A 26,358-nucleotide genomic window follows, 5' to 3' on the forward strand; every position below is an offset into this window, starting at 1 on the left:
TAGCCAATCACTTGACTAGCAGGGCTTACTGATATATTTAATTAACTTTGGTTATAATTGGTTAAATAAATCGTAACAGTTAGTTACCCTTCCTTCCATTATAATTGGTAGACTAATAAACATCGTAAATACACCAAACATTATTCCATCATATTGCTGAAATAAAATAGATTCGACTTTCGGATAAATGATTAACTTTCCTCCGCCATACGTACTACATATAATAGCAATTATAAGTAGAATCGTTAAATAACTGAGCGTGTACCAATCGCGTCTTTCCATTCTATACCGAATATACGTTGTACGCTTCGTTACACCAAATCCACGAGCTTGCATAGAATCGGCCGTTTGCAGTGCATCTTCTAACGAACAAATTAATAATACTTGCAGCAACTGCATACCATTTTTCACTCGTTCCACAATGGAACCTGCGTCAACTTGTACACCTTTCGTTTTTTGGACGAGTGTAATTTTCTGTAATCGTCTAATAAACAAAGGAACAAATCTCACTGTAATCATCGTTAACAATGCCACTTTCGGTGAAATTCTTGAAAACAAATATAAAAATTTATGACTCGAAATAATATCATTATAAGACGCAAACGTGAACATAACCGTAACTAGTAATAACCCCATTACTAGTCCAAACATAATCGCCTCAAGTTTAATACGACTATCACCTAACCAAAATAGCGTAGTTCGCCCTCTATGCGTTAATAACGAATTAAATAAAATTACCATAAAAAAGAAAATGATTGTGCTCGGTAACATTTTTCTTATCTTTTCGCCATTTCCTTGCATCACGTTTAAACTAACAATTAATAGTATTGCTCCAATTAAAAAAAGAGGATGAAGACACATCATACATAGTATCATCACCCCGATATAATAGAAAAAATTCACAAAAGGATGTAAAGAAGAAAAACTTATTTTCATAGTCCTTTACCGAATGCCTTTCTTAATTTAGTATACATACACCCATTCGATTGTATCTCCTGGCTTAACTGTAACTACACCTGCGCTACGGTTTGGAAACGAACCGTTCACACGATATTTCCATCCACTATTATCATTTACATCTTTTTCATATAAATCATTAATCCCTTTTACATAAATATCACCTTTAGAGCCACTCGCATCCACATCTAAACCTGTACGCTGCAATACTTTATAAACAGTATCGCCTTCTTGTACATCAATCTTTTTCGCACCTAATAAGTATCCTTCATTACCTTTTACGGAGATAGTGACTTGTTTTGCTTGTGGTTTAGGTGGTTCTGGTACTGTATCTGTTTTTGGTGGTTCAGGCTTTGGAACGGTCGGCGTCGGTATCGTTTTCTCTTCTTTATTCGGATCAACCTTTTGCTCCTGCTTCGGTGTTTCTTTCGGCTGATTAACAACCTTCGCTTCTTCTTGCGCTTTCGGTTGCTGTTGTTTCTCTTCTTGTGCTTTTTGTTGTTCTGGTTGTTTAGTAGCGGCCGGTTGTTCCTGAGGTTTCTCTTCTTTTTTTACTTCTGGTTGTGTCTGCTGCTTTTCCTCTTTCGGCTTCTCTTCTACTTTTTGTTCTTGTTTCTCTTCTTGTTGTTTCTGCTCCGGTTCAGCTTCAACTTTTTTCTCTTCCGGTTTCACTTCTTCTTTCGGTTCTTCTTGTTTCGCTACCTCTTCTTGCTTTGGTTCTACCTTCTTCTCTGGCTGTACAGCTGCCTCTTCACATCCGGCAAGTAGCCCGAGCGAAAGCATTAAAGAAATGAACCATTTCACCTTACTCATGTTATCTCTCACCTTTCATACGAAAATTAGGAGCAAATGATTGCTCCTAATTTTGGTTAAGCTGCTTTACGTCTCCATAATACATATGCGGAAGCAATACATAATACACCCATACCTACTTCTGCAGCCGCACTATGAGAAGATGCTCCTGTTTTTGGTAGCATGCTACCGTTTCCGGATTTTTTATTTCCAACCGGTTCGTTATCTACAACAACTTTTACATTTTCATTTTTTGTTTCTTGTTGCACTTGCTTTTGTTCTTGTGGTTCTTCAGTAACTTCTTTTTCTACTACAACATTTTCTGAATCCACATTAGGTTTTGTATCGATTTCAGGAACAGATACATTTGACCAATCATAAATCGATTTTCCAGGCTCTGTAAACTGAATTAAAGCTAATAACGCTTGCTCTGTAGCCATTCCGCTACCATTTTGATCACTTGGTAACCATTTGAATTCACCATTTGGAAGTTGATATGACAGTAGATTTTGCACTGCCTTATGAAGACGATTTTGATCTACATCTTTAACAGGTGATAATCCAATAATTGCTTGCGCAGTACTATTTGAATTTTCTTGTCCATCTGCAGAAAACCCGCCATTTTCTAGCTGCTCTTTATATAAATACGCAACAGCTTTTTGCACAGCTGGTTTCACATCTGGTCGATCATGATAAGGTGCTAATGCTGATAAAACCATAGCCGTTACATCAACGCTACTAGCACTTTCTTTACTGCTTGCACTATCATAAGTCCAGCCACCATCTGTGTGTTGTGATTGTAAAAGTGACTCTACTAACGCAACTCGATTCCATTTTGATTCAACTGGAATCTCATATTTCTTCGTATCAAATGCAAGTAAAGCAAATGCATAACCTGTAACAGAATTCACTTTCTCTGATTCATACAATTTTTGAACTAAGTTATGTTCGCCTACCTTTTTAGGATCTGCATTCATTGCATTCATCATAATAATCGTTCTAGCTAAATCTGTTGCTGAAAAACGATTAATACGCTTTTCCACTTTTTCTGTTACTGCCTTTACATAATTTAATTTCGCCTCAATTGGTACATTCTTTCCAGAACGAGAAAGCCCTAAAGCTACCCAATCACTTTCAATTCCATCTTGTAACATCTTTTCAGACGTTTTGGAAATTGCTTCGTTTACTTGTGCTGCTGGAACTTGAATGTTCTCTTGTTTTGGATCATCTGTCTTCGGTTCTTCTGGTTTTTCTTGTTTTGGATCATCTGTCTTCGGTTCTTCTGGTTTTTCTTGCTTTGGATCATCTGTCTTTGGTTCTTCAACAGTTTTACAAGTTCCAAATTTATCTAATGTTTGTTGTAATGTTTCTTGACTCATATTGCTCCAGTCTGAAACGAAGCGGAATACAACAACGTCTCCAGACTCTAATTTATAACTATCTGCTCCAACTTGTGCAGATTTATCATTTACATCATACATCCAACCGCTTGTGTCCCCAGCCATTAAGCCGTCAATGCCTTTTACATACGTTCCAAACGACATCGTTTCAGATGTTACTTTGTCCCCCATGACTTTTTGCAGCAAACTTAAAGCTGTTTCCCCATCTTCAATTTGCTCTTCTTTCGGACATAACATAATGCCTTTTTGTGATTCACCAATAATTGCAAGTTTTGCTGTATTTCCTTCAGCAAACGTAATATGTACTGTATTCGCAAAAGAAACAAATACAAGTGTAACTGCCATTAACGACGTAAGCAGCCATTTTTTTAACATTGCCATCCCAAAATTTCCTCCCTTACTACCATTTACACAAAAAAAGGCCCTTCAAGGGCGTGCGATTGACACTCTCTTTTTGTAAGTGTCGAACAAAAATGCACAACACCTCCTACCCACATAATTCGCGGCTATATTTGTATAGGAAAAATAATTTCGTTTATGAACGTATCATTGTGATAACATTCACTTTTCTAGGCAAAACTAACTTCCATTTAAGTTATCGTAAAACGATAAACCTATACATTCTGTAAATTATAAATTTCTGTATTATTTTACTATTGACAAAGGATTTTGTCCACGCTTTATCGGATTTATTTTGTAAGAATAATAACTTTCTAATCTCTTAACTATGCAAACTCTTTTCACTAATAATAACCCCATCTTCATCCGCATAAACATATTCATTTGGCTTCCATTCCACTTGTCCAAATTGCACTGAAATATTTCTTTCTCCTTTTCCCTCTTTAACACTTCTATTTGGCATCGTCCCTAACGCTAAAATACCAATATTAATATTCTTTAGTTCACTAGAATCACGAACATATCCATTCACAATAATCCCTGCCAGCTTTCTTTCTTCCGCAATAGCTGCCAAATTATCGCCGAGTAACGCACAATTCGTAGAACCTCCTCCATCAACAACTAATACCGTTCCTTCTGGTAATGTTTGCAATCCTTCCTTCACTAGTACATTATCATCCTTCACTTTTACCGTTGCAATTTTCCCATGGAATTGTTCTTTCTTCCCAAAAGACCGAAAAGACTGGCGGCATATTTGTAATTCTTTTTCAAACTCATCACATAGATCCGTAGTTTTCCACATCTTTTTCCCTCTTTTCCTTTTTCTTTCTATATAACTTATTCTTGGATTATTTTCGTTTCCCTGTCTAATGTTGCAACAATTTGTATGTAAACATTTTATCTTAGAAAAATTGATTGTAAAAAGATGTATTTTACTAAATACGCAAACAACAAATACCCCGAAACAAACAACTTTTGTCGTTCAATTCAGGGTTACTTGACGCTTCTTTACTAGAAATAATTTTATTTATTTGGCAACGTATCGATATACTTTTTAACTACTTCATATACATATTCTTGATTTGCCGCTGCTGTATTTGGATTATATTTTCCGCCGTTTGTTTTATTGTTAGATAATACTCGAATTCCTAAGAATGGTACGTCATAAGCTTTTGCGATTTGTGCTGCTGCAGCACCTTCCATTTCTTCTACAGATGTACCGTATTTTGTATGGAACCACTTAATTCTATCCACTTCATTATTCCAAACATCTGCTGAACCAATCGTACCTTCCACAACTTTACCTTTTGTATATGTGTCTTTTACCGCATTCGCTGCTGCAAGTAAATCCTTATCTCCCTCGTAGTATCGGATTTTCTCAGCATTTGGATCTTCTCCCGCACTCCCTTCAGAGGCCATTAAGTCCATAGATATCCATTTTGTCGGCTCAATTCCTTGGTTCTCGTTCATATTTGTTGTTTTTAATGAACCTATATTCGCGACTTTTTTCCCTAAAACAATATCAAATACGTTTAAATTTGGATCGTGTCCACCTGATGTTCCTTGGTTAATAATCGCTATAGGCTTATATTTTTCAATAGCCACCGCTGTAGCGGCTGCTGTATTTTCCATTCCTTTACCTGTTTTCGCTACGATTACAGGATAATTGTCAACAGTTCCTTTATAAAATACGAAAGTTCCAGACTTTTCTTCTTTCACATTTTTTAACCTTTTTGCAAACTTTTCAGCTTCTATCGGCATTGGCCCTTGAATTAAGATTGGTTTTTGATTGCTTCTTGCCTCAACTTGTTTCGGACTCGCATTACACCCCGCAAGTATCGAGAATGACAATGCAACAGTAGTTACTAGGGCAGCACATTTTTTCAACGTATTCTTCTTCATAAATAATCTCCTCTTTCTCTTGTTGTTTTCTATACTCGATACTTTTGGTCCAAACAAAAAAGTTCTAGAAATTGTAGAAGAACCTCTACTTTCTAGAACTACGGTAGTCAAAGTTAATTAAGCATATGCAAAATTATAGATCGGTAGCGCACATTACATAGAGCGACCGAATACTTTAACCCGTAGTCCAGTTCTTTCATTGGGAACTAGGTAGAAACGCTCGGACCATATTACCGAGTATATACGAGTGGTGTTATTTAAAATTATTATATTGGTAATATAACAAACCTTTTGTATATTCGCAATTAAAATATGAATATTTTTCGATTTTTTAAAAAAAACGTTCGTTTTTCACACCATCAAACAACGAAAACCCTCGTTCACAAATATTAAATTACGTAAAAAACTGAAAAACCTATATGCTAAACTAACCTAAAACGTCCAATATTTTACAGAAAATTACTCTTCCTTCTAACTCCATTTCAAATTTCTATATAACTATTAAAAAACTGAAACACAAAAACAGGCAATGGAGAAAATGCTGTCCATTGCCTGGGAATAAATGAAATATGTGATGTATGACTTACTTCTTAACTATTTAATTTTTATCTTTCGTATAGACGATGTAGCTAGGCTCATTATAAATCCACTCATCTGTACCAATTCTTAGCCAGCCATTCTTTTCTTCGTATACTGTAGCTTTTTCACCTTTGCTTGCTTTTCTAACAACAGAGTAGCTAGATCCTGCTCCGCTGCGAACATTTACCCCAATACCATTTATTTCAACCGTACCAATTCCTGTTTGAACATTCCCAGTTTCAATAACTTGAAGCATGTTTAAAATGAATGCTGCAGTTTCACCACGAGTTGTTGTTCCTTTAGGGACATACAGGTTATCTCCCATACCTTTTACAATACCTAAGCCGTATAATCTTTGTACAGCTTCTTTATAGATAATTTGATCTTTATCTGCAAATGGTAAGTTTGCCAATGGACCATTTATTCCTTTATACTGTAAAGCTTTATTTACAATGACTGCCGCTTCTTCTCTTGTAATAGGTGTGTTAGGGTCAAAATTACCGTCTCCTCTACCAGAAATGATGCCTGCACTTGCAGTACGTTTAATACCATCTCGTAAAGTTTGATTTACATCATTTATATCTTTAAACGTTGCATCTCCAGCTGGAAGACTTAGAGAATTAGAGATTAATTGCGCAAACTCAGCTCTTGTTACAGATCTATTAGGCGCAAAAATGCCGTTTCCTTCTCCTACCATAATACCTCTTCTATTCAAATCACGAATAGCCGGTTCATACCAACCTCCTGTTATATCGTCTGTTGGTTGATAAAATTTATTATAATATCCTTCAACGCCATTTACGAATGGTACCCATTGTCCACTATTAATCATAATATCGGGACAGTTTTTACCACTCCATTTTTGGTGTTTTACGATGTTGTTTAATGGTACACCCGTTTCTTTCATTAAATAAGCTGCAAGTTTCTTAGCATTATCCACTGCCTTATTGTAGTCACCATCACTGTTAACTGCGATTTCAATTGCAATAGATTCTCTATTACCTGGTCCATCACCGTCTCCTGCGTGCCATCCGTTCTCGTTTAATGGTAAGTGTTGATAAATTTCTTTATCATCTACTGTAAAATGCCATGATGCAGCTCGGTCTGTGTTCCCTACCGCTTGGTTATATAAGTATTGAGCGTGGTTCTTAGCTCCTGCTCCTACGCTTTTATTATCAGTCTCATGAATTGTAATATACTTTGGAATCATATGGTTTTGAGGACGAATATTCTCGTTACCTGCTGGAACAATCCATTCCGTGAATGGAACCCCGTTTATCGTACTAGAAACTGTAGGTGCTGAGAAAGAAAGACTACGCTTTGTTCTATTTGAATTGTTAGGGACCGTTAATGTACCCGTTTCTTCATAAATACCTTCTGAACTTTGAAGACTGTCCACTTTCTTATTATCGACAGTACCTCCACCACGTCCATCTACCCCTTCAAAACTTTCTTCAATACTTTTTAAAGCTTGTTCGTCTGATACTTGAAGTTGATCTGTTCCGACTTGTTCTTGAACACTTATAGATTGATGGTTATTTACAGATTGTTGTTCTTCTGCAAACGATACCATCGATGAGGATAATACCGTTAGTCCTGCTGTTAATGCTACTACTTTTTTATTCAATCTAATACTCATGTTTAATTTAGTATATCTCGCTATTTTAGTAGATATACCTTCCTCCTTACACTTCTTCTAATTTACATCATAATAGCTACATAACACCTTCATTTTTCATTACATATAATCAATCGAAATCTATACATTCTCCCAGATAAATCAATATGTAAGAGCATTTCAAACAATTATTAAAGAGAATGATAGGAACTAGTATAGTTCTTTTTTGCGATTTCAACCATTGAAATGGATAAAACAATACCTAACATTTAACTTCATATACCACTTATTTTCTATGAAATTCACAATTTTTTTAAATCTTTGCTATAAAGTGAAACTATAATCAGTGGGGTTTACGGGCAGCCCGACTCACACAAATAGCGGGGGAAATAAAAAAGAGTGATTTCTTATGATGGTGCTTTAAAGAATCATTGTGATGAGCGTGTATCGGTTTCTGGAGTAGATTTAGTTACACAAGGCCATTTCTTTCGTGGGTTTGAAGCGACATTTATAAACAGCCGGATAACTTTGCCCCGTCTCCCATTTCGAAACAGATGCTTTTGTAATACCGATATACGCCGCTAACTCTTCCTATGTAACTCCCTTTTCTTTTCTCTTATCCGCAATAATTTTATGAACATAAATTTTTCTTACTGTATCACCTCATACTATTATTATATTTTTTCATTTCACACAAAATATGGATTTAAAGTCAACTTTCATTAACAAAATCAACCGTTAGGAAACATCCGTCCAAAATAAAAAGGAGCTCCATAAAACTAGAACTTCTTTTCCTATGTATAATTATTTCGTTATCTCACCAAACTGTGCTCTCGTCACTTTCGCCAAGTCATCAACTTTAAGCTCAATTTGTATACCGATTTTCCCTCCGCTTACAATAATCGTTTCAAGTGATTGAGCACTCGCATCAATACATGTAGAAAATAACTTCTTCATGCCGATCGGTGAACAACCGCCGCGAATGTATCCTGACACTTTCGTAATATCTTTTACAGGAATCATTTCAATTTTCTTTTCACTTACTGCTTTTGCGGCAGCCTTTAAATTCAATTCCTCATCTACTGGAATGATAAACACATGATAATTTTTACTATTTCCTTGAGCGATTAACGTTTTATATACTTCTCTCACTTCTCGTCCAATTTTCTCAGCTACTGATACTCCATCAATTTTTCCGTCGTCTGGATTATATGACATCATCGAATATTCGATTTTTTCTTTATCTAATATTCGCATCGCATTTGTTTTATCTTTTTTCATAGCGGTCTCCTTAAAAGGTTATTTCATATTATTAAGTTTTATTATACACCCTTTTCCATTTCTCCTACATAACTTCACGTATATTTCAAAACTAAAAATATTGATAATTCAAAAAATATCTGATATAATTTGGAAAAACTTATGTTAAGGAGAGATTTGCAATGCGTACTATTAATACTTCTTTCCAACTTCATCATCATACGTAACGCCGTGTATCCGGAGAAAATTTTTTCTTCGTGGGTACAGGGCTTTTCCTGTTGACCCACGAAGCGTTCATAAAGCTATGTGGGTATTTTTATACCCGCATAGCTTTTTTTAATTTAAAAGAGGAGTGATTATGATGGAAATGAAAAATGTAAAAGGAACGAAAGACTACTTACCAGAGGAACAAGTACTGCGAAATAAAATTAAAAGAGCTTGTGAAGATACGTTTGAACGTTATGGCTGTAAACCATTAGAAACACCAACGTTAAATATGTATGAACTTATGTCTTACAAGTACGGTGGTGGTGATGAGATATTAAAAGAAATATATACACTTCAAGATCAAGGAAAACGCGAACTTGCCTTACGATACGATTTAACAATTCCATTCGCAAAAGTTGTGGCAATGAATCCAAATATTCGCCTCCCTTTTAAACGCTATGAAATTGGGAAAGTATTTCGAGATGGTCCGATTAAACAAGGGAGGTTCCGTGAGTTCATTCAATGCGACGTTGATATAGTTGGTGTAGAATCAGTCATGGCAGAAGCTGAACTCATGAGCATGGCATTTGAACTGTTCCGAACGTTAAACTTAGAAGTAACCATTCAATATAATAACCGAAAATTATTAAATGGGATTCTCCAATCTATGAACATTCCTGCCGAATTAACGAGTGACGTAATTTTATCATTAGACAAAATTGAAAAGATTGGAATTGAAGGTGTAAGGAAAGATTTATTAGCGCGAGGGATTACCAAGCAAACAGTAGAGTCAATATGTAGTACCGTTTTATCTTGTATGAAGTTTACGCTTACTGAATTTGAAGAAGCATTTAATAATCCACTCGTTACCGATGGAATAAACGAATTAAAACAATTGCAGCAATATTTAATCGCCCTCGGAATGAATGAAAATACGATATTCAATCCATTTTTAGCACGAGGACTCACAATGTATACAGGTACTGTGTATGAAATATTCCTAAAAGATGGCACGATTACATCTAGCATTGGTAGCGGTGGTCGTTACGATAATATTATCGGCGCATTCCGTGGTGATAATATGAACTATCCAACAGTCGGTATTTCATTCGGTTTAGATGTTATTTATACAGCTCTCTCACAAAAAGAAACAATATCATCTACAGCCGATTTATTTATCATTCCACTCGGGACAGAATTACAATGCTTGCAAATTGCCCAGCAACTGCGCACCACTATTTCATTAAAAATCGAACTTGAACTAGCAGGACGCAAACTAAAACGTGCCCTTAATTACGCAAACAAAGAAAATATCCCGTATGTACTTATAATTGGTGAAGAAGAACTATGTGCAGAAATCGTTGTACTGCGGAATATGAAGGAAGGTACTGAAGTGAAAGTCCCCCTTTCTTCTTTGAAAGATAATACGTTAAATAATTATTTTAATGTGCCTACCATGTGAAGTGTTTTCAACATGTAAGTTATGTAAACTAAAAAGTGGCTGTCCGACGTGACAGCCCTTTTTCTTTCCCTTGATGAACAATGCCTTGGTAAGTGAAATTATATTAACGATTTTTTAAATATATCTATCACAAATCACAATATATCAACGATTCTACATGAAATATCAATTTACCGACAAAAAGTGACGATAATTGCAAAGAGCTGCTCCAAAATACTTTTGGGACAGCCGCTTTTTTCATTATTGTAACCTCCATTGTTTAAAGTTTTGAATTACTGTTCCCTAAAAACAATGGATATATTATGTCATGAACTAAAAATCCCTTCATACCTTAAAACGCACTATAAACCTTTAGGAGGGATTTTGTATACAAATTTTTAGATAGATGATATCAACCAGAAAAATCGAGTTGCATGGACTTTTATTTACTATTTAATGTGTATGATCTTCCTCCCCTCATTGAGATGGTTTTTCTATTCAATATATAACTAACAATTAGTTAACATAAAATAATTACAATCAACTTAAAACTACAAATCTTTAATATCCAATCATCTGTTATATTTGGTAATATATAGATATGAATCGTCTTAGGAGGATTAATTTTGAAAGCATTTGTGAAAGTACTAAAGTGGACTACAGGTATCTCCCATCTTTTATTAATTCCTTGTTATTTACTTCAAGGACTAGTTAACTTATACGGGATACCGTTTCTTATAGTAATTACTTTACATATCATTACTATTGTATTAGCTAAAAAGGAAGGCATGAAAGCCTATGCTAATTATATAGGAATCCTCTCTATTCTAATTGCTTTTTTTCCTTATATACAAATCGCTATACATATTATAGCGGCGATTTCTCTCTTACTAGATGCGGCTTCCACGAACACAAAAGAAGTGTATGATTCATAGTGGATTGAAAAACAGAAATTAGAGAAAAGTTATTCAACCCTATACAAAAAAGAGGGCAGATTTGCATCCCCCCTCTTGTGTCAAACTACTCTTGTTCTTGTTCGTCCAAAATCTTCTCAAACGCAGCCGATACTTTTTCAAATTCCTCATCATTTTCAATGTATGAGAATTCGTCATCTTCTTCTACTTTTAAAAAGAAGATATCAATGTCTTCCTCGGTTTCTGTTTGAATGTCTTCTACAAAGGCAACCGCAATGTATTCTGCTCCTTCGACATCCATCGCTCCAAGCACTTCAACTTCTTGTTCCTCATTATTCTCATCGCTAAGGCTAAAGATTTCGCCTACTTCAATATCTGACATATTCATTCTCCTCCTATCACACTCTAAAAAATAGAACGTTCATATCGTATACTTACTAGCATATCTTTCCATAAAAAAGTTAAATTCATACAGAAAGAACAACAAATTTTCGCTGGTTTAGCATAAGTATCCAATTAATACTATAATCGATAACTATATATTTTCATACTAAAGAGACTTATGCAGCAATTCCAGTACATCTTTCATCGCAAAAGGACCATCTTTTTTCACATGCTCTGCAAATTCAGAAACGAGGCGTAGTGTTCTCACACTTTCAATTGGATGTTCTCCTGATGCACTTTCAGCTGAAAGCATAACTGCATTCGTTCCGTCCAGTACAGCTTGAAATACATCAGTTACCTCAGCTCTTGTAGGAATAGAATGATCTACCATAGATTGAAGCATTTGTGTTGCTGTAATGACATATGTATTCGTTCGATTACACTCATGAATCATCATTTTTTGTAAGAGCGGAATAAATTGATACGGTAACTCTACTCCTAAATCACCCCTTGCAATCATAATTCCATCCGCTTCTTTACATATATCTTGAAAATTCTCAATCGCTTCCATCGTTTCAATTTTTGCAATTAAACTCGGGGAAGATTCTTTATGCTGCTTTATAAAATCCCGTATTTCCTTTATATGACTAGGTTTTCGTACGAAAGAACACGCGATAAAATCAACCTCTTCTTCTAAAAGAAACTGAATATCTTTTTTATCTTTCTCTGTAATAGCTGGTAAGCTAACTGTCGCCCCTGGTAAATTCACCCCTTTATGAGATGAGATATTACCACCTGTTTTGATCTTTGTTTCTATTTTTTCTGCACTTACCTTTTCAACAATTAATTCAACTTCTCCATCATTAATCAAAATTCTACTTCCAACTTTCACATCATTCGCAATCCCAACATAATCGACACTTGCTTCTGTATTACTCCCTGTAACTGGTTGTGTATGTAAAATAAAAGAATTGCCCGCCTTGAGTGTAACTTGTTCTCCGTTCATTTCACCTAATCTTATTTTAGGACCTTGTACATCACCTAAAAATTTAATAGAATCATCTAAAGATTTCACTAAACGAATGATGTCTTTATGACTTTCATGCGTGCCATGTGATAAATTTAGCCGAACAATTTTCATACCATTCTTTATTAGCTGAGCTAACGTTTCTTTATTATTGCTTGCTGGTCCAATTGTACAAATTCGATCGATTGTCATTTTTGCCACCATCCTTTTTTTGATAGGTTTCCCATTAACTTTAAAATAAACTCTCAACCTAAAAGAAGCCTACTCACACGAGTAGGCTCTTTTCACACTACGATAACTTCGTCAATAAAAGATTTAAATCTTTTTTCGTTTTCGTCGTTAATGACTTCATTTTAGTAACATCTATTTTTTCTTTCTCCGCTCCTACAATTAACGGATACATACTTTGGCCAATGGTTTTAAAGTCAGTTGGGTGCGATGCTTCTAAATCTTTCTCAATTACATCCCATTTCTCATTAATTTGTTTTCCAAGCTTATTCACTGTTTCCAATTTAGGGTTAGCAGCTAATTGCTTGTCTAAGCTATCAATTAAAGCAACAACTTCTTTTACATTTGTTTTCACAGCTACGCTTTTCTTCGGATCTTTCGTTGTTTTTCCGTTTGAGTTTGTACTTGTACTTTGATCTGTTGTTTTTCCGCTAGTCGTTTGGTCATTCGTTTTACCTGTCGTTTCTTTTTCTTTTGTTTTCACATTCTCGTTTTGAGTTGATGTTTTGCCGTTATTTTCTGTTCCAGATGATTCTTTCGTATTTTTTGCATCCTTATCTGTTTTTTCGTTTGAAGAAGTATTTGTTTCTTTTTCAGTATCTTTCGTTGTTTTTGACGCTTCATCTGTACTTGTCGTTTTTGCTTCGCCTTCATTTTGTGCCGTTACTTGCTCCTTCTTTTCTGTCTCTTTATCTGCCGAAGGACTACAAGCTGCTATAGTAAGCATTGTACCAATTGTTATCGATGCGATAGCGACCTTTTTCATTTTCATATAAATCCCCCTATGTTTACTTAATTTATCCTCCCCTTTACGATTCGATTTCCCCTTAAAAAATCCCTTTTCACACGAATCACCATCTTTCCGACAGTAATCTTCATAATAATACGTACAAAAACTGATAAACTCATTTTAATATTCGAGTTTCTTCTACTTCATTTTTCTTCTCTGCTGTAAAAGAAAAAGAGTATATTGTCACATAAAGAATTACTATCTTCATATGACGATATACTCTCCTATCAAATTTTGATCTTTCTTGACATTTTATTTATACAAAAAAATAAAATTTTCTTTCATTTTTTGTTTTTGAATATTTGTTAACATAATATTTTTATGAGTAACCACCATTTGAATGAATGATTTGCCCTGTAACCCACTTCGCCTCTTCACTTACTAAAAAAGAAATTAAACGTGCAGCATCCATGGATTCTCCAACTCTACCTTGCGGGAACTTCCACACTAAATGATGCTTTAGCTCCTCTGTAATCCATCCTGTACTCGTCGGTCCTGGATCAACAGCATTCACTGTAATCCCTTTCTCCATCGCAACTGGTGCTACTGATTTTGTAAATGCTTCAATTGCTCCTTTCGTTGCTACATATGCCAGTTCATCTGGCATTGGCTCTAGTGACTGCCCAGAAGTAAGATTTATAACACTTCCACTTGTTTTGAGTGAAAAATGTTTAATAAATAATGAACTTAATAACATAGGAGCACGAACATTGACCGTATAATGTTTATCTAACTGTTCTACATCTAACTCTTCAATTTTCGTATGAGTAGAATATGCCGCATTATTAATAAGAATAGATGGCTCACCTAAGCGTTCTGATACCATATACAATACACGATTAGGCGAATAAGACTGTGATAAGTTGATTTCTGCCATTTCACATCGAACACCGTAACTTTCAATCTCCTTTTTCAACACAAAGGGTTCTTGATCATTCATTCCCCATGGCATCGCTTTATCATACTGAGGCCAATACGTGAAAAAAATGTCTATCCCCTTTTGAGCAAGCACCTTGCATACAGCCGCACCAATTCCATTCAGACGAGTTGCCCCTGTTACAATTGCTATTTTCTTCACCATTTCTCCTCCATCTATGGATAAATCCCCTGCACGAATACAGAGGATCTATCTTCTTATTGAATATTTGACAATATACGTTCTGCGCCTAATTTTAAAATTTTAATAAAGATATAATTTACAATCGTAAATAGTACAAATAAAACAATAAACATAACCCAAAGCCCTACATGAAGGACGAAGTATAATACACTTACACCTGCTACAATAACTAAAGCTATTAAAATATTAGCTAAAAAATTCCACAAAGTTGTATATCGGCTTTTAAATAATTTCTGCTCTGTATCCCAATGAATATCTGCAGTTTGTGCATCCCAGCGTGTACCGATTAAATTGATTAACAATAAACCGTTCGCACTTAGTAAGAACCAAAGTATCATAAAGACTGGAGAAACTCCCGCTACAACTGCCATCGTAATACCGAATACTGCTAAAATAATTATATTAATTAACCAGGCAGTTATCGCTTTCGCAAAAAAGATATCCGAAGCTTTTACTGGTAAATAACGATTCACAAACCATGCGCTTCCATCTCGAGAGAATGACGTCGTTGCAATTACGTTATTTCCCATTAAAAATAACGATGCACAAAGTCCCGCACCAATTGCAAACCCGGCTTGTTCTGGATTGTTTACATATTCCGTAATAAACTTTAAATTTCCATCTTGTACAAATAAAATAAAGAACAGCATAATCGGCATTACAAAAGTTTGCACAATGCAATTTAAGAAAAATTGCGGTGTACGGAATAACGTTTTAAATTCTTTTTTCACATATGCTTTTAAATGAGAACTTTGTACCGTTGATTTCTGTAAACCTTCTGCTGAAATGACCTCTTTCTTTGCTGTACTCGTTGAAAGTCCGATAACCCCTTTTAAATATGTACGCTCTGCAATGTAATAAAACAGTCCGAAGAACGCGATAGAAATAAGAATGTAAATAAGAACGTATAATAGACCTTTCCACGATGCATTTTCTACTAATCCCATTGCACCAAAATATGTAGTCGGAAAATAATTTGTCATTTGTATGAAGAGGGAGGATTGATTATTTGCAAGGTAATTCGCAACTGAATCTCCAGCTCCAGATACTGCACTTTTATTTCTCCACTGCATAAATACATTAATTCCTACAATAAATAGTATGCTTACGATTCCAATAAATATATTTCCTCGGTCTTTGTTTTTCGCTATATTCGTATACCTCATAATAAGTGTCATAATTAACGAAGCTAACACTAACGGAACGATCGGGAAGAATATGTAAATGACAACCATATAAATATAATATGTAATGAAAGCACCGCTCTTTAAACCGTAAGTAATAAAGATAGGCCATAAAATAAACGAACTCATTACGTATTGTGTAATTAACACCGTAAAGAATTTTGCAGAAATAATTTGCGCTGGTTTTAACGGTAACGGTAGTAACATTTCAACATCATTACTATAGTAAAACACTGTTAAAATGTTCATAATACTCATCAAAAACACCCATATACTAGCAATCGCTAATCCCATTGCTATTATAATCGCTGGATTCTGTCCGAGATGTACCATTCCTTCATACATTCCGTGGGTCATCGAACCAAATATTAAAAAACCTACAAATAATATTGCTGCAAATGAAAATAAATACGCCCATCGCTTCTTCTTATCTGTTATGAAATCTGCATAATTTAATTTCAATAATACTTTCGTTAACGTCCATATTTTACTCATTTCCCGTCATCTCCAAGAACATTTTTTCAAGTGATTCATTGGATTTAAAATGATCTCTCATTTCATCTAAATTTCCTTTAAACTGCAAATTCCCCTTATTAATAATCGCAACGCGGTCACATATTTTTTCCGCTACTTCTAATACGTGTGTAGAGAAAAATACAATTTTCCCTTTATCTGCATGCTCTCTCATCATTTCTTTTAAAATATATGCCGATTTCGGATCAAGCCCTGTTAACGGTTCATCTAAAATCCATACATCCGGTTCATGCACGAGCACACCAATAATAACAATCTTTTGTCTCATACCGTGTGAATAACTTTGAATTTGATCAGATAACGCATTATAAAGATCAAACTTCTTCGCTAAAGACTCTATTCGCTCTTGTCTTACTTCTTTCGGTACTTCATACATATCTGCCATAAAGTTTAAATATTCAATTCCTTTTAATCGCAAAAACATATCTGGACTATCCGGAACATAACCAAACGTCTTTTTCGCTTCCATCGGATTTTTCATAATATCTTTGCCGTTGATCGTAATAGTCCCTTTATCCACTCCGTGAATACCAGTAATCATCTTAATTGTCGTTGATTTACCCGCACCATTCGGTCCTAAAAACCCAAAAATTTCTCCGCTAGGTACCGATAAACTTAAATCTTTTACTGCATAAGTAGATCCATTATAACTTTTTGACACATTCGTAATTTCAATCATTCCATCCAATCCTTTCCTTAATTACCAAATAACTATATTGATATTATAGCATACTTCTATTTTTAGATTTTTGTATTTTTCAGTTTATTCAACCTTTAAAATAAATGTAAACTCCTAATCCAACGATTAAAACGACAGCTAGTATAATATAAATCATCGTAAGACGTTTAATATTCCCTTTTGTCGCTTTACTATAATTCGCATCACCATTCCGCCCAATTAACACCGTCGCAATTACAGTAATCACTACAAGTAATACAACAATCATTATCCCAGTTAGCATTTCTTCCTCCCCCTCCTTACAACCATTTTACAATATTATCCTCTTTATTTCGCAGCATATTTCCTCTTTTTACTATTATTATGAAGAGAACTGGAAAACTATTATTACCATTCATATCCATATGTGATATATTTATAGCATAATGTGACTTATTTCTAACATTATAAGGAGGACCTATCATGAAAACGACTTGGATTAAATATTTAGGATTTCTTGGTTTCTTTGGGTTTCTCGGATTTTTTTATGAAAAAGGATTGTTTACTATGTTCTGTTTCTTCTCCTTTTTCACAACGTATAGAAAAGTTCATCATGATGAACTGTTTGAACAAATCGTCAATAAATCTTGCCGCAATGCATTTATCGTTACGTTACTAACTACCGCTATCATTATGTTTATTGAAATGCTATTTCCAATTAGTACATTACAAGAAGTGGATATCGCGATTATTTTCAGCACACTCATTCTTACTTTCGGTTTCTCTATATTCTTTTACGATAAACCTGTTGATGAAATGGAAGATGCGCCATGGCGTTCGTAACGAAAATAAAAGAATACCGTGCCAAATTGAACATGACACAAGAAGATTTAGCGAAACAAGTTGGGGTACGTCGTGAAACAATTAGCCACCTTGAAAAAGGAAAGTATAACCCTTCCTTACAACTTGCTCACGATATAGCGAGGGTACTACATAGTACGATTGATGAGATTTTTATTTTTGAGGATTAACAAAGGGCACCAAGTCACCAGAACGACATAAAAAATACCTGTATCCTTCCCATGAAGAATAAATACAGGTATTTCTCATTTATCACCCATACAAAACCGCATGAAATACGCCTAACAGTAAGTATTGATCCTCAATATAATCATCATCAAATACATTCATCTCGATGTGATACATATCTTCCTCAAGACGAATATTCCAATCTGCGATTACATAGCCCTTTCGTAATAACTTTCCAAGCCCAAGTGAAGTTTTTTGAACAACATATTCTTCTGTCTTATATGTAAAGGTAAATAAGAAGTTTGCATCCAATAACTTTCCATCACATACAAGTATTTCATGCTCTGTATCATTATTATCGATGTACGTTACTAAAATTTTTCTTTGGCGCTGCCTACTTACATCCTTTGCAATGACGCGAATATTGTCCTTACTATCCTTTATTTCATAAATGATATTACTGCCAACTTTCGGAATGAAGTCTAGCACTTTCATCAACGTATTTTTATAATAGCCCCGTACTATGCCTACTTGTTTGCTTTCATTGTAAACCTCTATCGACGTCGTATCCGCTTTACTATCACACAATCGTTTGTAAGAAAGCTGCATCATTCGCTCTCCTCTTAAGTACTGATCAAACGTCACAGGATATTCTATCGCGCGCAGTTCCTTATTTAGCTCATACAAATAGCGTTGCACGCTCTCTACTAATGTTGTAGTAGATATACGTTCCTGAAGTTCAAATTCTTGCCAACTGGAAGAAATCCTCCACTGATTGTCCTCTTCATAAAAGAAACCAAGAATTACCTCATCACGATCAGTCGTTTCATAATTCATATGTTCGTTCTGCCCGTGTTCAACTTGCTCCATCCACTGTCCTAAATAAATGCCCAGCTCTGCGACCTTCATGCATGACTTCTGAAAAAGTACTCTGTCACCCACACAAATCGTTAAATCCCCTTCGATAAAGCCCTTTGCATAAGCAACATACCGTGGCTCATCCTTCTGCGGGAGACTCTTGTCTAACTCAAATAAAAACGTTAACATCCTTTACTCACCTCTAGTTGTTACACAGCTCATACCTAACATTGCATCACTCTGAGAAACTATGTATATATACACATTTAATTCATGTATTATAACACGTAAATGACCTTAGTATAGAAACACTATTTTTGCTTTGCGAACTCCCTCATAATAGAATAACTATCCTTTTATTATTTTTCTCTTGACTTAGAGTTCACTCTAATCATTATAATCAACTCATAGTTCATTCACAATAAAATCAATTGGATAAAATTCAGGAGGAATCGGAAAAGCTAAAATCAAAAGTGGCTGACATTATTGCAGACCTGGATATTGTCATTCGAACCTTTGATTTATCTGTTACTACAATTGTACATTAAGGTACTATTTAAATAAAAACCAACGATTTCCTGTGCGTTAAGAAGTCAGTGATTCTTGTTATTTTTGCCTTATTTTACTTTCTCTTAATAGTCGTAAATCTTCTATAATTTTATTTAGTACATATAAAAGAGGCAGAACCTTAAAATCAGCAAATTAGAAAATAAAACAGGATGGGAGTCAATTATTATGGATCAATCAAATAAAGCATTTAGCCAAGCATTAGTAAAATCGTTAAGAGGAGAACGAGGACATCTTCCCATCAAAAATGCTTTGTCGGATATAGACATGGCGCTTGCGGGAAAACGCAGAGAGGAACTGCCTTATTCTATTTATCAATTAGTAAAACACATGACCTACTGGCAAGATTTTCTCTTATTATCCGCTCAGGGGAAGAAGCCTGCATTGCCTGCCCATGTAAAAGAAAGCTGGCCTGAAGAAGAAGGGCCTGCCAGTGAGGAAGAGTGGCAACAGATTATTCAGTATTTTCTTCAAGGGATTGAACAGGCATGCACGATTGCCCAAACTGTTCAATTGGACAAAACATTGGAGGAATGGCCTGGTGAAACCCCTGGCGGTGTTCTACGCAATATTGCATCTCACAACTCCTACCATTTAGGAGAAATTGTGCTGATTCGCAGATTATTTAGTGCTTGGCCACCGCCAACAGGCGGATATCCAGTCTAAACAAGGAAAAGATTCCACCCCATACCCATTAACTTAAAATGTTGAATTACCCCCAAAACGAAATTTTTACCACTTTACAGTTATTTATGAGAATTAAATTCATTTTTTTCATTACTGGGGAACAAACATTTTTTTACTTGATGGAAATAGGGTACAAAAATATACATTTCATCTCCTAAAAAAATAAAAAAGATTGCTCAAATCCTAAGAAGCAATCTTTTTTATTTTTAAGCTGTTTGTAATGACCAATTACAAACAGCTTAAAATATTATTTAGTGTTATTTCTGTTTTCTAAAACCTTCTCCACATTAATCCTCAAATTTTAATTTCAGCTTGTTTAAATGGTTCTAATTTTATTTCAGTAAAATTGTTTTGACTTGGTGCCATTTTTTTTGTTCCATATCTTAGTATATGAAATTATATCGACGATTCGTCAAATCTCAACACGATTAAAATGAGGCTACCTTTTCTTCCGCCACTTCCACAATTTCTAAAATTTGTAGCAGACTCTCCACTTCATAAGTCGGCTTAACACCCATCGTATTTTCTTTTAGACTCGGATTATACCAACACGTATCAATACCGTAATCTTCTCCGCCTTTCATATCAGAAGTTAGCGAATCTCCAACCATTAGTACACTTGATTTATCCGTAATCCCAAACTTTTCAAATGCATAATCAAAAATCTCACGTGCTGGCTTTTGATGACCAACCTCTTCAGAAATAATAATATGATCAAAGAAGTTACATAACGGCGAATTTCCAACTCTTGATTGTTGAACTTTTGTATATCCGTTCGTAATGATACCTAACTTGCAATCTCGAAGATTCTCACATAATTGCACTGCACCTTCTATAAGATGTACTTCTTTCCCTAAGTTTTCAAGGTATACATCACTAAATTGCTGCGCATCTACTTCTATACTATGAAGTTCAAATAATTGTCTAAATCGATCTACCGCTAATTCACTTAGCGTAATCATTTTATTTTCTAAATCTCCCCATAATCCATTACTAATCTCTTTATAACTTGCAAGATAATCATCATACCCTGTAGACATGCCAAACTGTACAAACGCGTTATGTAATGCGTTTCTTTCCGTTTCAGGAAAATCTAATAATGTATCATCTACGTCGAATAATATAACTTTGTATTTCATGCTGTTCTCCTCAATTCCTAATTTAAAAACTTCATTTTCATAGCTTAATATTTGTTTAATTCTTTTTCAGCTAAAGCACGCTTTATTTCAATTGTTATCTAACTAAAACTACACCTCTGCATTTAATAACTTATAATCATTATTAAAATAGGCATGTATCATGTGTCCACCAAATAAATCTCCATCATGATATTCACAGTATATATCATGTGCTCTAATTTCGATGTCATAGAGAGTAATTGCTTTTGCAAATTTTTCTTTAGTTACATCATATTCTCCTGCATCTACAGCATCCCAATTTAAATGTTCATCATTCTCATCATACTCAGGCCAAAAATCATTTTTGTAATTAGTCAATTTCTCTGCTATGGCTACTTTAGCCTTTTTATCAAATTCTTCTACGCATAAAAAAAGCTTCTCTGCTCTTTTCATCATCTCATTAACATCTACATATTCATTTCTAATATCCAATTGCCAATGTATTTCCCCATTATTTTGCTGATATGCTTTACAGACCTCATTAAAGGTAAACACTCCAATTAATTCACTTTTTATTGATTTTTCCATCTCCTAATTTCCTTTCTATTACTATAACCCTCCATCTAATACATCGACATTTCCTTTCTTTTTTATCTCTAGTTCATTATAGAAATTATTTACTCCTTCTTAAACTAAACTACACGTTAGTTTAAGAGAATTATTCACACTCTCATCCAAAATTCAACATAGATACCCAATTTCCTTAAAAGGTATCGCTCAACCAAATAGCCCTTTAACTGAATAACATGACTGCTGTTTTTTACAACTTTATTATGTTTCAAACGACTTTATTGTCACTTAACATAATAACACGATAGCATTATAAGTTTATATATTTCATTATGAAGCGCTTTAACCTGCTCTTTATAGAATACACCATTTCCTTCTATTTTCAGCTGCGCTATAAATAAAAGGAGGCTAATCAAAATCAGCCTCCCATCTTCTTATTCATCTTCTAGCAATAACACTTTCATTTCCTCTAACGACTCTTTCGTAAAGCCAAGAGCCTTTTCAGCATACTCTTCAACTGATCCGTATTGCTTTTGGATTTCATCAATCGCAGCTTGTAAATATTCGGCGCGTGCTTCAAACATTGCACCTAATATTGCTCTACTTTCATCGTTTTGTAATTTTGCACCTAAAAAGGCCATCATTTTTTCGTTTAATTTTTCACGGAAGCCGTTACTTAGTAAGTAGTCTTCCATTACTGTTTTTTCTGGTACACCTAGTAGAAGTAATAATAACGCTGAGCCAAATCCAGTACGGTCTTTTCCAGCTGTACAGTGGTTTACTAACGGTAAGTTTTCCGGGTTTTGCACAAGTTTTAAAAAGCTAACGAACGCCTCGTTACCATCGACGAAATCTTGATTCATTTTCACAAGATATTCACCTGGTTTCCCTAACATAGAAAGGTCACCAACTTGGAAAAACTCGTTTATATTCAAGTCTTTCGCCAACTCTTGCATAACCGGTAAACACACTTGGCGGGCGCCTGTAACACTTGGGTTCGGCTTATGCTTCACTTCAAAATCTGTACGATAGTCACAAATTAACTTTAGTCCAGACTTTTGTAAATACTCGATATCCCATTCTGTTAGTCCTGCTAGTTCTTCAGAACGGTACAATTTGCCCCATTTTACTTTACGGCCTTCTGTCGTTTCATATCCTCCCATATCACGGAAGTTAAACGCTCCTTGTAATGGTAATCTACGCTCCGCTACTGTTACTGCTTGTCCATTACTTCCTACTAGTCTAAAATATGGACGCTCATTTTCACTTATGTTTTCAATTGTATATGATGATTCTCCATTTACCGTTGCAAGTAATTCTCCATTTTCTTCAATATGATCTGGTGAAGTACTCCAATAAATGCGAACTTCTTCTATATTATTTTCCCACTTTATATGTAACGTATTATCTTCATTTCGTTCTACAGTTGCTTGTAGCCAATGTCTGTGCTGCTCCATTCTTTCACCCACGCTTCCTTCGTATAGTCTAATCCTTTTCTATTGTATTATAGGAAAGCTTACTTTGTCGTTTCGATTTTTCTTTTTATCTTACAAACACGTAAAAAGTTCCTTTACTTGTTCAAAATTTGTACACGGATTCCCGCGAAATACATATGCGATTTGTTCATTACCTAAATCCTCATACACAACTGTTCCGCGCTCTTTATGCGAATAAAACTCTAACCCGTTTATAATCTGTTTCACGCCATAATTCATTGTCCATGATGACACAGGATAATACGCTTTGTTTTTATGCCGACAAACCCAAAGCGCATATAGTTTATTATCTTCGTCCCAATATACATACTGCGTTTCATCATTTCCGAATCCGACCGATTCAAGTTCCCAGCTTAACTTTTCATGAAGTGGTAATTTCGAATATGATACGTCATCTGGAAAACTCCACTCTCTGCATCTTCCTATCTCACCACTTCCACCTTTTTTCGCTTGAAAGCTTAATAAGTGGAATGGTGTATGTAGTATCGTTTTCGCAAACTCCATATTTACCGGTTGTAACCCAAATAGAAATCTTTCCATTTCATCTTGGTTTACATATCCATGATCAATAGAAATTTCAATTTGTGTTTTCCATCTAGATGTAACATAACTATCTTTCCCCTTATAATTTACACCTTTCCAATACACAAGCCCTTTATATTGAAAACCATCTCCTTTTGCCTGAGAAATACAACTATCAGGAAATACCGGCTCCATTATATCGAGGAAAAACTCTTTTATCCGAAACATTCCAGTTGGAGTAATAACTTGAAACCAAAAAGTTTCCCACTTTTCACCTTCAAAACGTTCTGAAACTTTTTCAATTTTCCAGCCGTCTAACAATACCTCTGGATACAATAAAACAAACGAATGCATTGATTGCTTTAACATATATAGTCCCCTCCCGCTAAATGAGTTCGAGAGACTACATCATTCATCCTTTAAAACTTTCTAACATATCGCTCCGTACAACTAAGCACCTGACAGCCGTTTTCTTCAAAAATAGATTTCATCCACGCATTTTGCACATTTGTCTCGCCAATATAATAAGATGCACCGATTTCCTTTAAGACAAACATCGCCTCTGTAAATAATGCTACTTCATACCCTTTATTTCGCATATTTGGAGCAACTGCGAAATACATAAGTTTCCCTTCTTCTAACGTACCTCTCTCAATATGCGGGATTACAATTCCTATTGACTCTTCACCCACAACTGCTGTTAAACAATGTTCTTTCCATTGCCCACCAATTTCTTGTTCCATCATATTTACAAATTGATCAAAAGCGACTTGTTCTCCCATCACTTCCTTCCAAAGAGAATAAAAAGCGTCTTCTCCTGCTTGTTCAATAAGTTTAAAATCAATTTCACTTTCTACATCTTTTACTTCGTATATATCTTTAAATACAATAATGTTTTCAGTAACATATTCAATTGAATACGTTTCGAAACATTTCTTATACATATCATAATTTGGACTTTTTGAAGAAATCTCAAAATGCAGTTTTTCTAATCCTTCTTTTTCAGCCTCAACAACACAATATTGTATTATCTCTTCTAATTGCCCTTCTGTAAAAATCTCTGCATTATTCTCTTTTATCATTATAGAAGAAGCGCTTCTTCTTATTTTAAAATGTTTTTCTAACAGTTCTATAGTCGTCATATTCTTCCCTCATCTATGTCATACTCGAATTTGTAATCGTTCTCCTTGCATGAGCAGGATTGTCCTTGAATATATAGAATACTAGAAAAGATCGCATCTTTAAAGTGCGGAGGAGGTTCTCCATTGGATATTACAGCACTACAACAACAGTTAGAGCTTATACAGCAAAATGACTATACGCAACTGCATCATATAGATGTAAATGAGTTAACTGTAACTATGCTTCAATATATCGGAACGACTGATAGTTACGTTCGTTACCAACTTATATATAAATGTTTTGCGCATTTTATTCATCATGAATTCCTTATGGACGATCAACTGAAATTACTTTTACATACTTGTTTAAGTGATGAATATTTATATTGTGACATTTATTCCCCACATACAGATGGGGTTTTCACACGTTCTTACACTGTTTCGTTAATTGCGTTAATACTCCAATTCGCTAACTCGCACTACTTTTTTTCAGAGGAGGATATCGAGGAAATAAAAAACAAACTCATTACATATACAAACTTAGAAACGGATTTTCGAGGCTATATCGAAAATAAAGGATGGGCTCATTGCCTTGCCCACGTATCTGATGCCTTTACTGAAATTGTTCACAATTCCTATACGACCTTTCAGTGGTATGAAGAATTAATTCATTGTTTATTAAATAAAATTTTCATTCCATCTGATCTTTTTCATAATAATGAAGATGAACGTATCGTTACTCCTTTACTATCAATGCTGTACCATGACTTCCCGCAAGATGCGTTAATTTCTATTATTTATAAAAAAATAAAAAGGCTTCCTCAAATTAGAAAACGCCTTTCGCTAAACGAGTATTGTATTTTATGTGCAAACATTAAAACCTTTTTACGCACATTATTTTTTAGAACAAAAGATGATCATAACTTAGCCTTTACAGCACGTAAAACAGAAAAAATGTTAAAAGAACTTCCTAACTATTATTAAAAATAAGGAGAA

26 protein-coding genes, 2 pseudogenes and 1 riboswitch are annotated in these 26,358 nt (G+C 34.8%); of the genes and pseudogenes, 7 read left to right on the forward strand and 21 right to left on the reverse strand.

Annotated features, from left to right (window positions below):
- Nucleotides 1–51: 51 nt before the first annotated feature.
- From MR065_RS23085 to ybaK, 8 genes and pseudogenes are all read right to left on the reverse strand, one after another.
- Entirely contained in the window at nucleotides 52–936 is an 885-nt protein-coding gene (locus tag MR065_RS23085; protein ID WP_242215188.1) for an energy-coupling factor transporter transmembrane component T, read from the reverse strand.
- A 27-nt stretch (nucleotides 937–963) separates the two neighbouring features.
- On the reverse strand, nucleotides 964–1,770 hold the full coding sequence (locus tag MR065_RS23090; RefSeq protein ID WP_242215189.1) for a DUF4430 domain-containing protein: 807 nt from the start codon (nucleotides 1,768–1,770) through the stop codon (nucleotides 964–966).
- Nucleotides 1,771–1,826: 56 nt separating this feature from the next.
- The gene (locus MR065_RS23095; RefSeq protein ID WP_242215190.1) at nucleotides 1,827–3,530 is read right to left on the reverse strand and encodes a DUF4430 domain-containing protein; all 1,704 of its coding nucleotides are present in this window, start codon (nucleotides 3,528–3,530) and stop codon (nucleotides 1,827–1,829) included.
- Nucleotides 3,531–3,870: 340 nt separating this feature from the next.
- Nucleotides 3,871–4,350: a ribonuclease E activity regulator RraA gene (gene rraA / locus MR065_RS23100; RefSeq protein ID WP_242215191.1), complete on the reverse strand. Its 480-nt coding sequence runs from the start codon at nucleotides 4,348–4,350 to the stop codon at nucleotides 3,871–3,873.
- A gap of 221 nt (nucleotides 4,351–4,571) precedes the next feature.
- On the reverse strand, nucleotides 4,572–5,450 hold the full coding sequence (locus MR065_RS23105; protein WP_242215192.1) for a 5'-methylthioadenosine/S-adenosylhomocysteine nucleosidase: 879 nt from the start codon (nucleotides 5,448–5,450) through the stop codon (nucleotides 4,572–4,574).
- Nucleotides 5,451–5,613: 163 nt separating this feature from the next.
- Nucleotides 5,614–5,717: riboswitch (purine riboswitch) on the reverse strand.
- 331 nt (nucleotides 5,718–6,048) lie between these two features.
- Entirely contained in the window at nucleotides 6,049–7,668 is a 1,620-nt protein-coding gene (locus MR065_RS23110) for an S-layer homology domain-containing protein (protein WP_242215193.1), read from the reverse strand.
- Between the two features lie 492 nt (nucleotides 7,669–8,160).
- Nucleotides 8,161–8,292, reverse strand: a pseudogene (locus tag MR065_RS23115) (helix-turn-helix domain-containing protein); the annotation flags it as partial.
- A 159-nt stretch (nucleotides 8,293–8,451) separates the two neighbouring features.
- Nucleotides 8,452–8,928 carry a Cys-tRNA(Pro) deacylase gene (ybaK, locus tag MR065_RS23120; RefSeq protein ID WP_242215194.1) on the reverse strand — a complete coding sequence of 159 codons (477 nt, stop codon included), beginning with the start codon at nucleotides 8,926–8,928 and terminating at the stop codon, nucleotides 8,452–8,454.
- Nucleotides 8,929–9,265: 337 nt separating this feature from the next.
- Between ybaK and MR065_RS23125 the strand changes: the two genes are divergently transcribed.
- Both MR065_RS23125 and MR065_RS23130 read left to right on the forward strand, forming a co-directional pair.
- Nucleotides 9,266–10,576 (forward strand): histidine--tRNA ligase, encoded by a 1,311-nt coding sequence (locus MR065_RS23125; RefSeq protein ID WP_396022390.1) that lies wholly within the window; start codon nucleotides 9,266–9,268, stop codon nucleotides 10,574–10,576.
- A gap of 605 nt (nucleotides 10,577–11,181) precedes the next feature.
- A complete protein-coding gene (locus tag MR065_RS23130; RefSeq protein ID WP_242215196.1) occupies nucleotides 11,182–11,490 on the forward strand; it encodes a hypothetical protein in 309 nt (102 codons plus the stop codon).
- A gap of 85 nt (nucleotides 11,491–11,575) precedes the next feature.
- On the opposite strand, the gene MR065_RS23135 is transcribed toward MR065_RS23130, so the two are convergent.
- From MR065_RS23135 to MR065_RS23165, 7 genes are all read right to left on the reverse strand, one after another.
- Nucleotides 11,576–11,851, reverse strand: coding sequence for a DUF1292 domain-containing protein (locus tag MR065_RS23135; protein WP_098991658.1), 276 nt, complete (start codon nucleotides 11,849–11,851; stop codon nucleotides 11,576–11,578).
- Between the two features lie 168 nt (nucleotides 11,852–12,019).
- Nucleotides 12,020–13,072, reverse strand: coding sequence for a pyruvate kinase (locus MR065_RS23140; protein WP_242215197.1), 1,053 nt, complete (start codon nucleotides 13,070–13,072; stop codon nucleotides 12,020–12,022).
- 97 nt (nucleotides 13,073–13,169) lie between these two features.
- Nucleotides 13,170–13,880, reverse strand: coding sequence for a hypothetical protein (locus MR065_RS23145; RefSeq protein ID WP_242215198.1), 711 nt, complete (start codon nucleotides 13,878–13,880; stop codon nucleotides 13,170–13,172).
- A gap of 337 nt (nucleotides 13,881–14,217) precedes the next feature.
- Complete coding sequence (locus tag MR065_RS23150; protein ID WP_242215199.1) at nucleotides 14,218–14,976, reverse strand: SDR family oxidoreductase; 759 nt, start codon at nucleotides 14,974–14,976, stop codon at nucleotides 14,218–14,220.
- Between the two features lie 56 nt (nucleotides 14,977–15,032).
- On the reverse strand, nucleotides 15,033–16,697 hold the full coding sequence (locus MR065_RS23155) for a putative ABC transporter permease subunit (RefSeq protein ID WP_242215200.1): 1,665 nt from the start codon (nucleotides 16,695–16,697) through the stop codon (nucleotides 15,033–15,035).
- Nucleotides 16,690–17,415: an ABC transporter ATP-binding protein gene (locus MR065_RS23160; RefSeq protein WP_000570199.1), complete on the reverse strand. Its 726-nt coding sequence runs from the start codon at nucleotides 17,413–17,415 to the stop codon at nucleotides 16,690–16,692. Before MR065_RS23160 ends, MR065_RS23155 begins: the two co-directional genes overlap by 8 nt.
- Before the next feature lie 88 nt (nucleotides 17,416–17,503).
- Entirely contained in the window at nucleotides 17,504–17,698 is a 195-nt protein-coding gene (locus tag MR065_RS23165) for a hypothetical protein (protein WP_088229727.1), read from the reverse strand.
- Between the two features lie 179 nt (nucleotides 17,699–17,877).
- On the opposite strand from MR065_RS23165, the gene MR065_RS23170 reads away from it, so the two are divergent.
- Both MR065_RS23170 and MR065_RS23175 read left to right on the forward strand, forming a co-directional pair.
- Nucleotides 17,878–18,237 carry a DUF3796 domain-containing protein gene (locus MR065_RS23170; protein ID WP_242215201.1) on the forward strand — a complete coding sequence of 120 codons (360 nt, stop codon included), beginning with the start codon at nucleotides 17,878–17,880 and terminating at the stop codon, nucleotides 18,235–18,237.
- The gene (locus MR065_RS23175; RefSeq protein ID WP_097903336.1) at nucleotides 18,225–18,425 is read left to right on the forward strand and encodes a helix-turn-helix transcriptional regulator; all 201 of its coding nucleotides are present in this window, start codon (nucleotides 18,225–18,227) and stop codon (nucleotides 18,423–18,425) included. Before MR065_RS23170 ends, MR065_RS23175 begins: the two co-directional genes overlap by 13 nt.
- A gap of 82 nt (nucleotides 18,426–18,507) precedes the next feature.
- Here MR065_RS23175 and MR065_RS23180 read toward each other — a convergent pair whose 3' ends face one another.
- On the reverse strand, nucleotides 18,508–19,470 hold the full coding sequence (locus MR065_RS23180; protein ID WP_242215202.1) for a tubby C-terminal domain-like protein: 963 nt from the start codon (nucleotides 19,468–19,470) through the stop codon (nucleotides 18,508–18,510).
- Nucleotides 19,471–19,727: 257 nt separating this feature from the next.
- Here MR065_RS23180 and MR065_RS27795 point away from each other — a divergent pair.
- Both MR065_RS27795 and MR065_RS23185 read left to right on the forward strand, forming a co-directional pair.
- Nucleotides 19,728–19,826, forward strand: a pseudogene (locus MR065_RS27795) (SDR family NAD(P)-dependent oxidoreductase); the annotation flags it as partial.
- A 190-nt stretch (nucleotides 19,827–20,016) separates the two neighbouring features.
- The gene (locus MR065_RS23185) at nucleotides 20,017–20,514 is read left to right on the forward strand and encodes a DinB family protein (RefSeq protein WP_242215203.1); all 498 of its coding nucleotides are present in this window, start codon (nucleotides 20,017–20,019) and stop codon (nucleotides 20,512–20,514) included.
- 449 nt (nucleotides 20,515–20,963) lie between these two features.
- Here MR065_RS23185 and MR065_RS23190 read toward each other — a convergent pair whose 3' ends face one another.
- From MR065_RS23190 to MR065_RS23210, 5 genes are all read right to left on the reverse strand, one after another.
- Complete coding sequence (locus tag MR065_RS23190; protein WP_242215204.1) at nucleotides 20,964–21,674, reverse strand: YjjG family noncanonical pyrimidine nucleotidase; 711 nt, start codon at nucleotides 21,672–21,674, stop codon at nucleotides 20,964–20,966.
- Nucleotides 21,675–21,782: 108 nt separating this feature from the next.
- Complete coding sequence (locus tag MR065_RS23195) at nucleotides 21,783–22,241, reverse strand: DUF2262 domain-containing protein (RefSeq protein WP_242215205.1); 459 nt, start codon at nucleotides 22,239–22,241, stop codon at nucleotides 21,783–21,785.
- Nucleotides 22,242–22,657: 416 nt separating this feature from the next.
- Nucleotides 22,658–23,680, reverse strand: coding sequence for a tyrosine-protein phosphatase (locus MR065_RS23200; RefSeq protein ID WP_242215206.1), 1,023 nt, complete (start codon nucleotides 23,678–23,680; stop codon nucleotides 22,658–22,660).
- Nucleotides 23,681–23,770: 90 nt separating this feature from the next.
- Nucleotides 23,771–24,610 carry a hypothetical protein gene (locus MR065_RS23205; RefSeq protein ID WP_242215207.1) on the reverse strand — a complete coding sequence of 280 codons (840 nt, stop codon included), beginning with the start codon at nucleotides 24,608–24,610 and terminating at the stop codon, nucleotides 23,771–23,773.
- A 50-nt stretch (nucleotides 24,611–24,660) separates the two neighbouring features.
- The gene (locus MR065_RS23210; protein WP_242215208.1) at nucleotides 24,661–25,383 is read right to left on the reverse strand and encodes a GNAT family N-acetyltransferase; all 723 of its coding nucleotides are present in this window, start codon (nucleotides 25,381–25,383) and stop codon (nucleotides 24,661–24,663) included.
- Between the two features lie 123 nt (nucleotides 25,384–25,506).
- Between MR065_RS23210 and MR065_RS23215 the strand changes: the two genes are divergently transcribed.
- A complete protein-coding gene (locus MR065_RS23215) occupies nucleotides 25,507–26,346 on the forward strand; it encodes a DUF2785 domain-containing protein (protein ID WP_242215209.1) in 840 nt (279 codons plus the stop codon).
- Nucleotides 26,347–26,358: the final 12 nt, after the last annotated feature.

The sequence above is a fragment of the Bacillus cereus group sp. BfR-BA-01383 genome, assembly GCF_022663495.1.
GTDB lineage: Bacteria > Bacillota > Bacilli > Bacillales > Bacillaceae_G > Bacillus_A > Bacillus_A cereus_AU.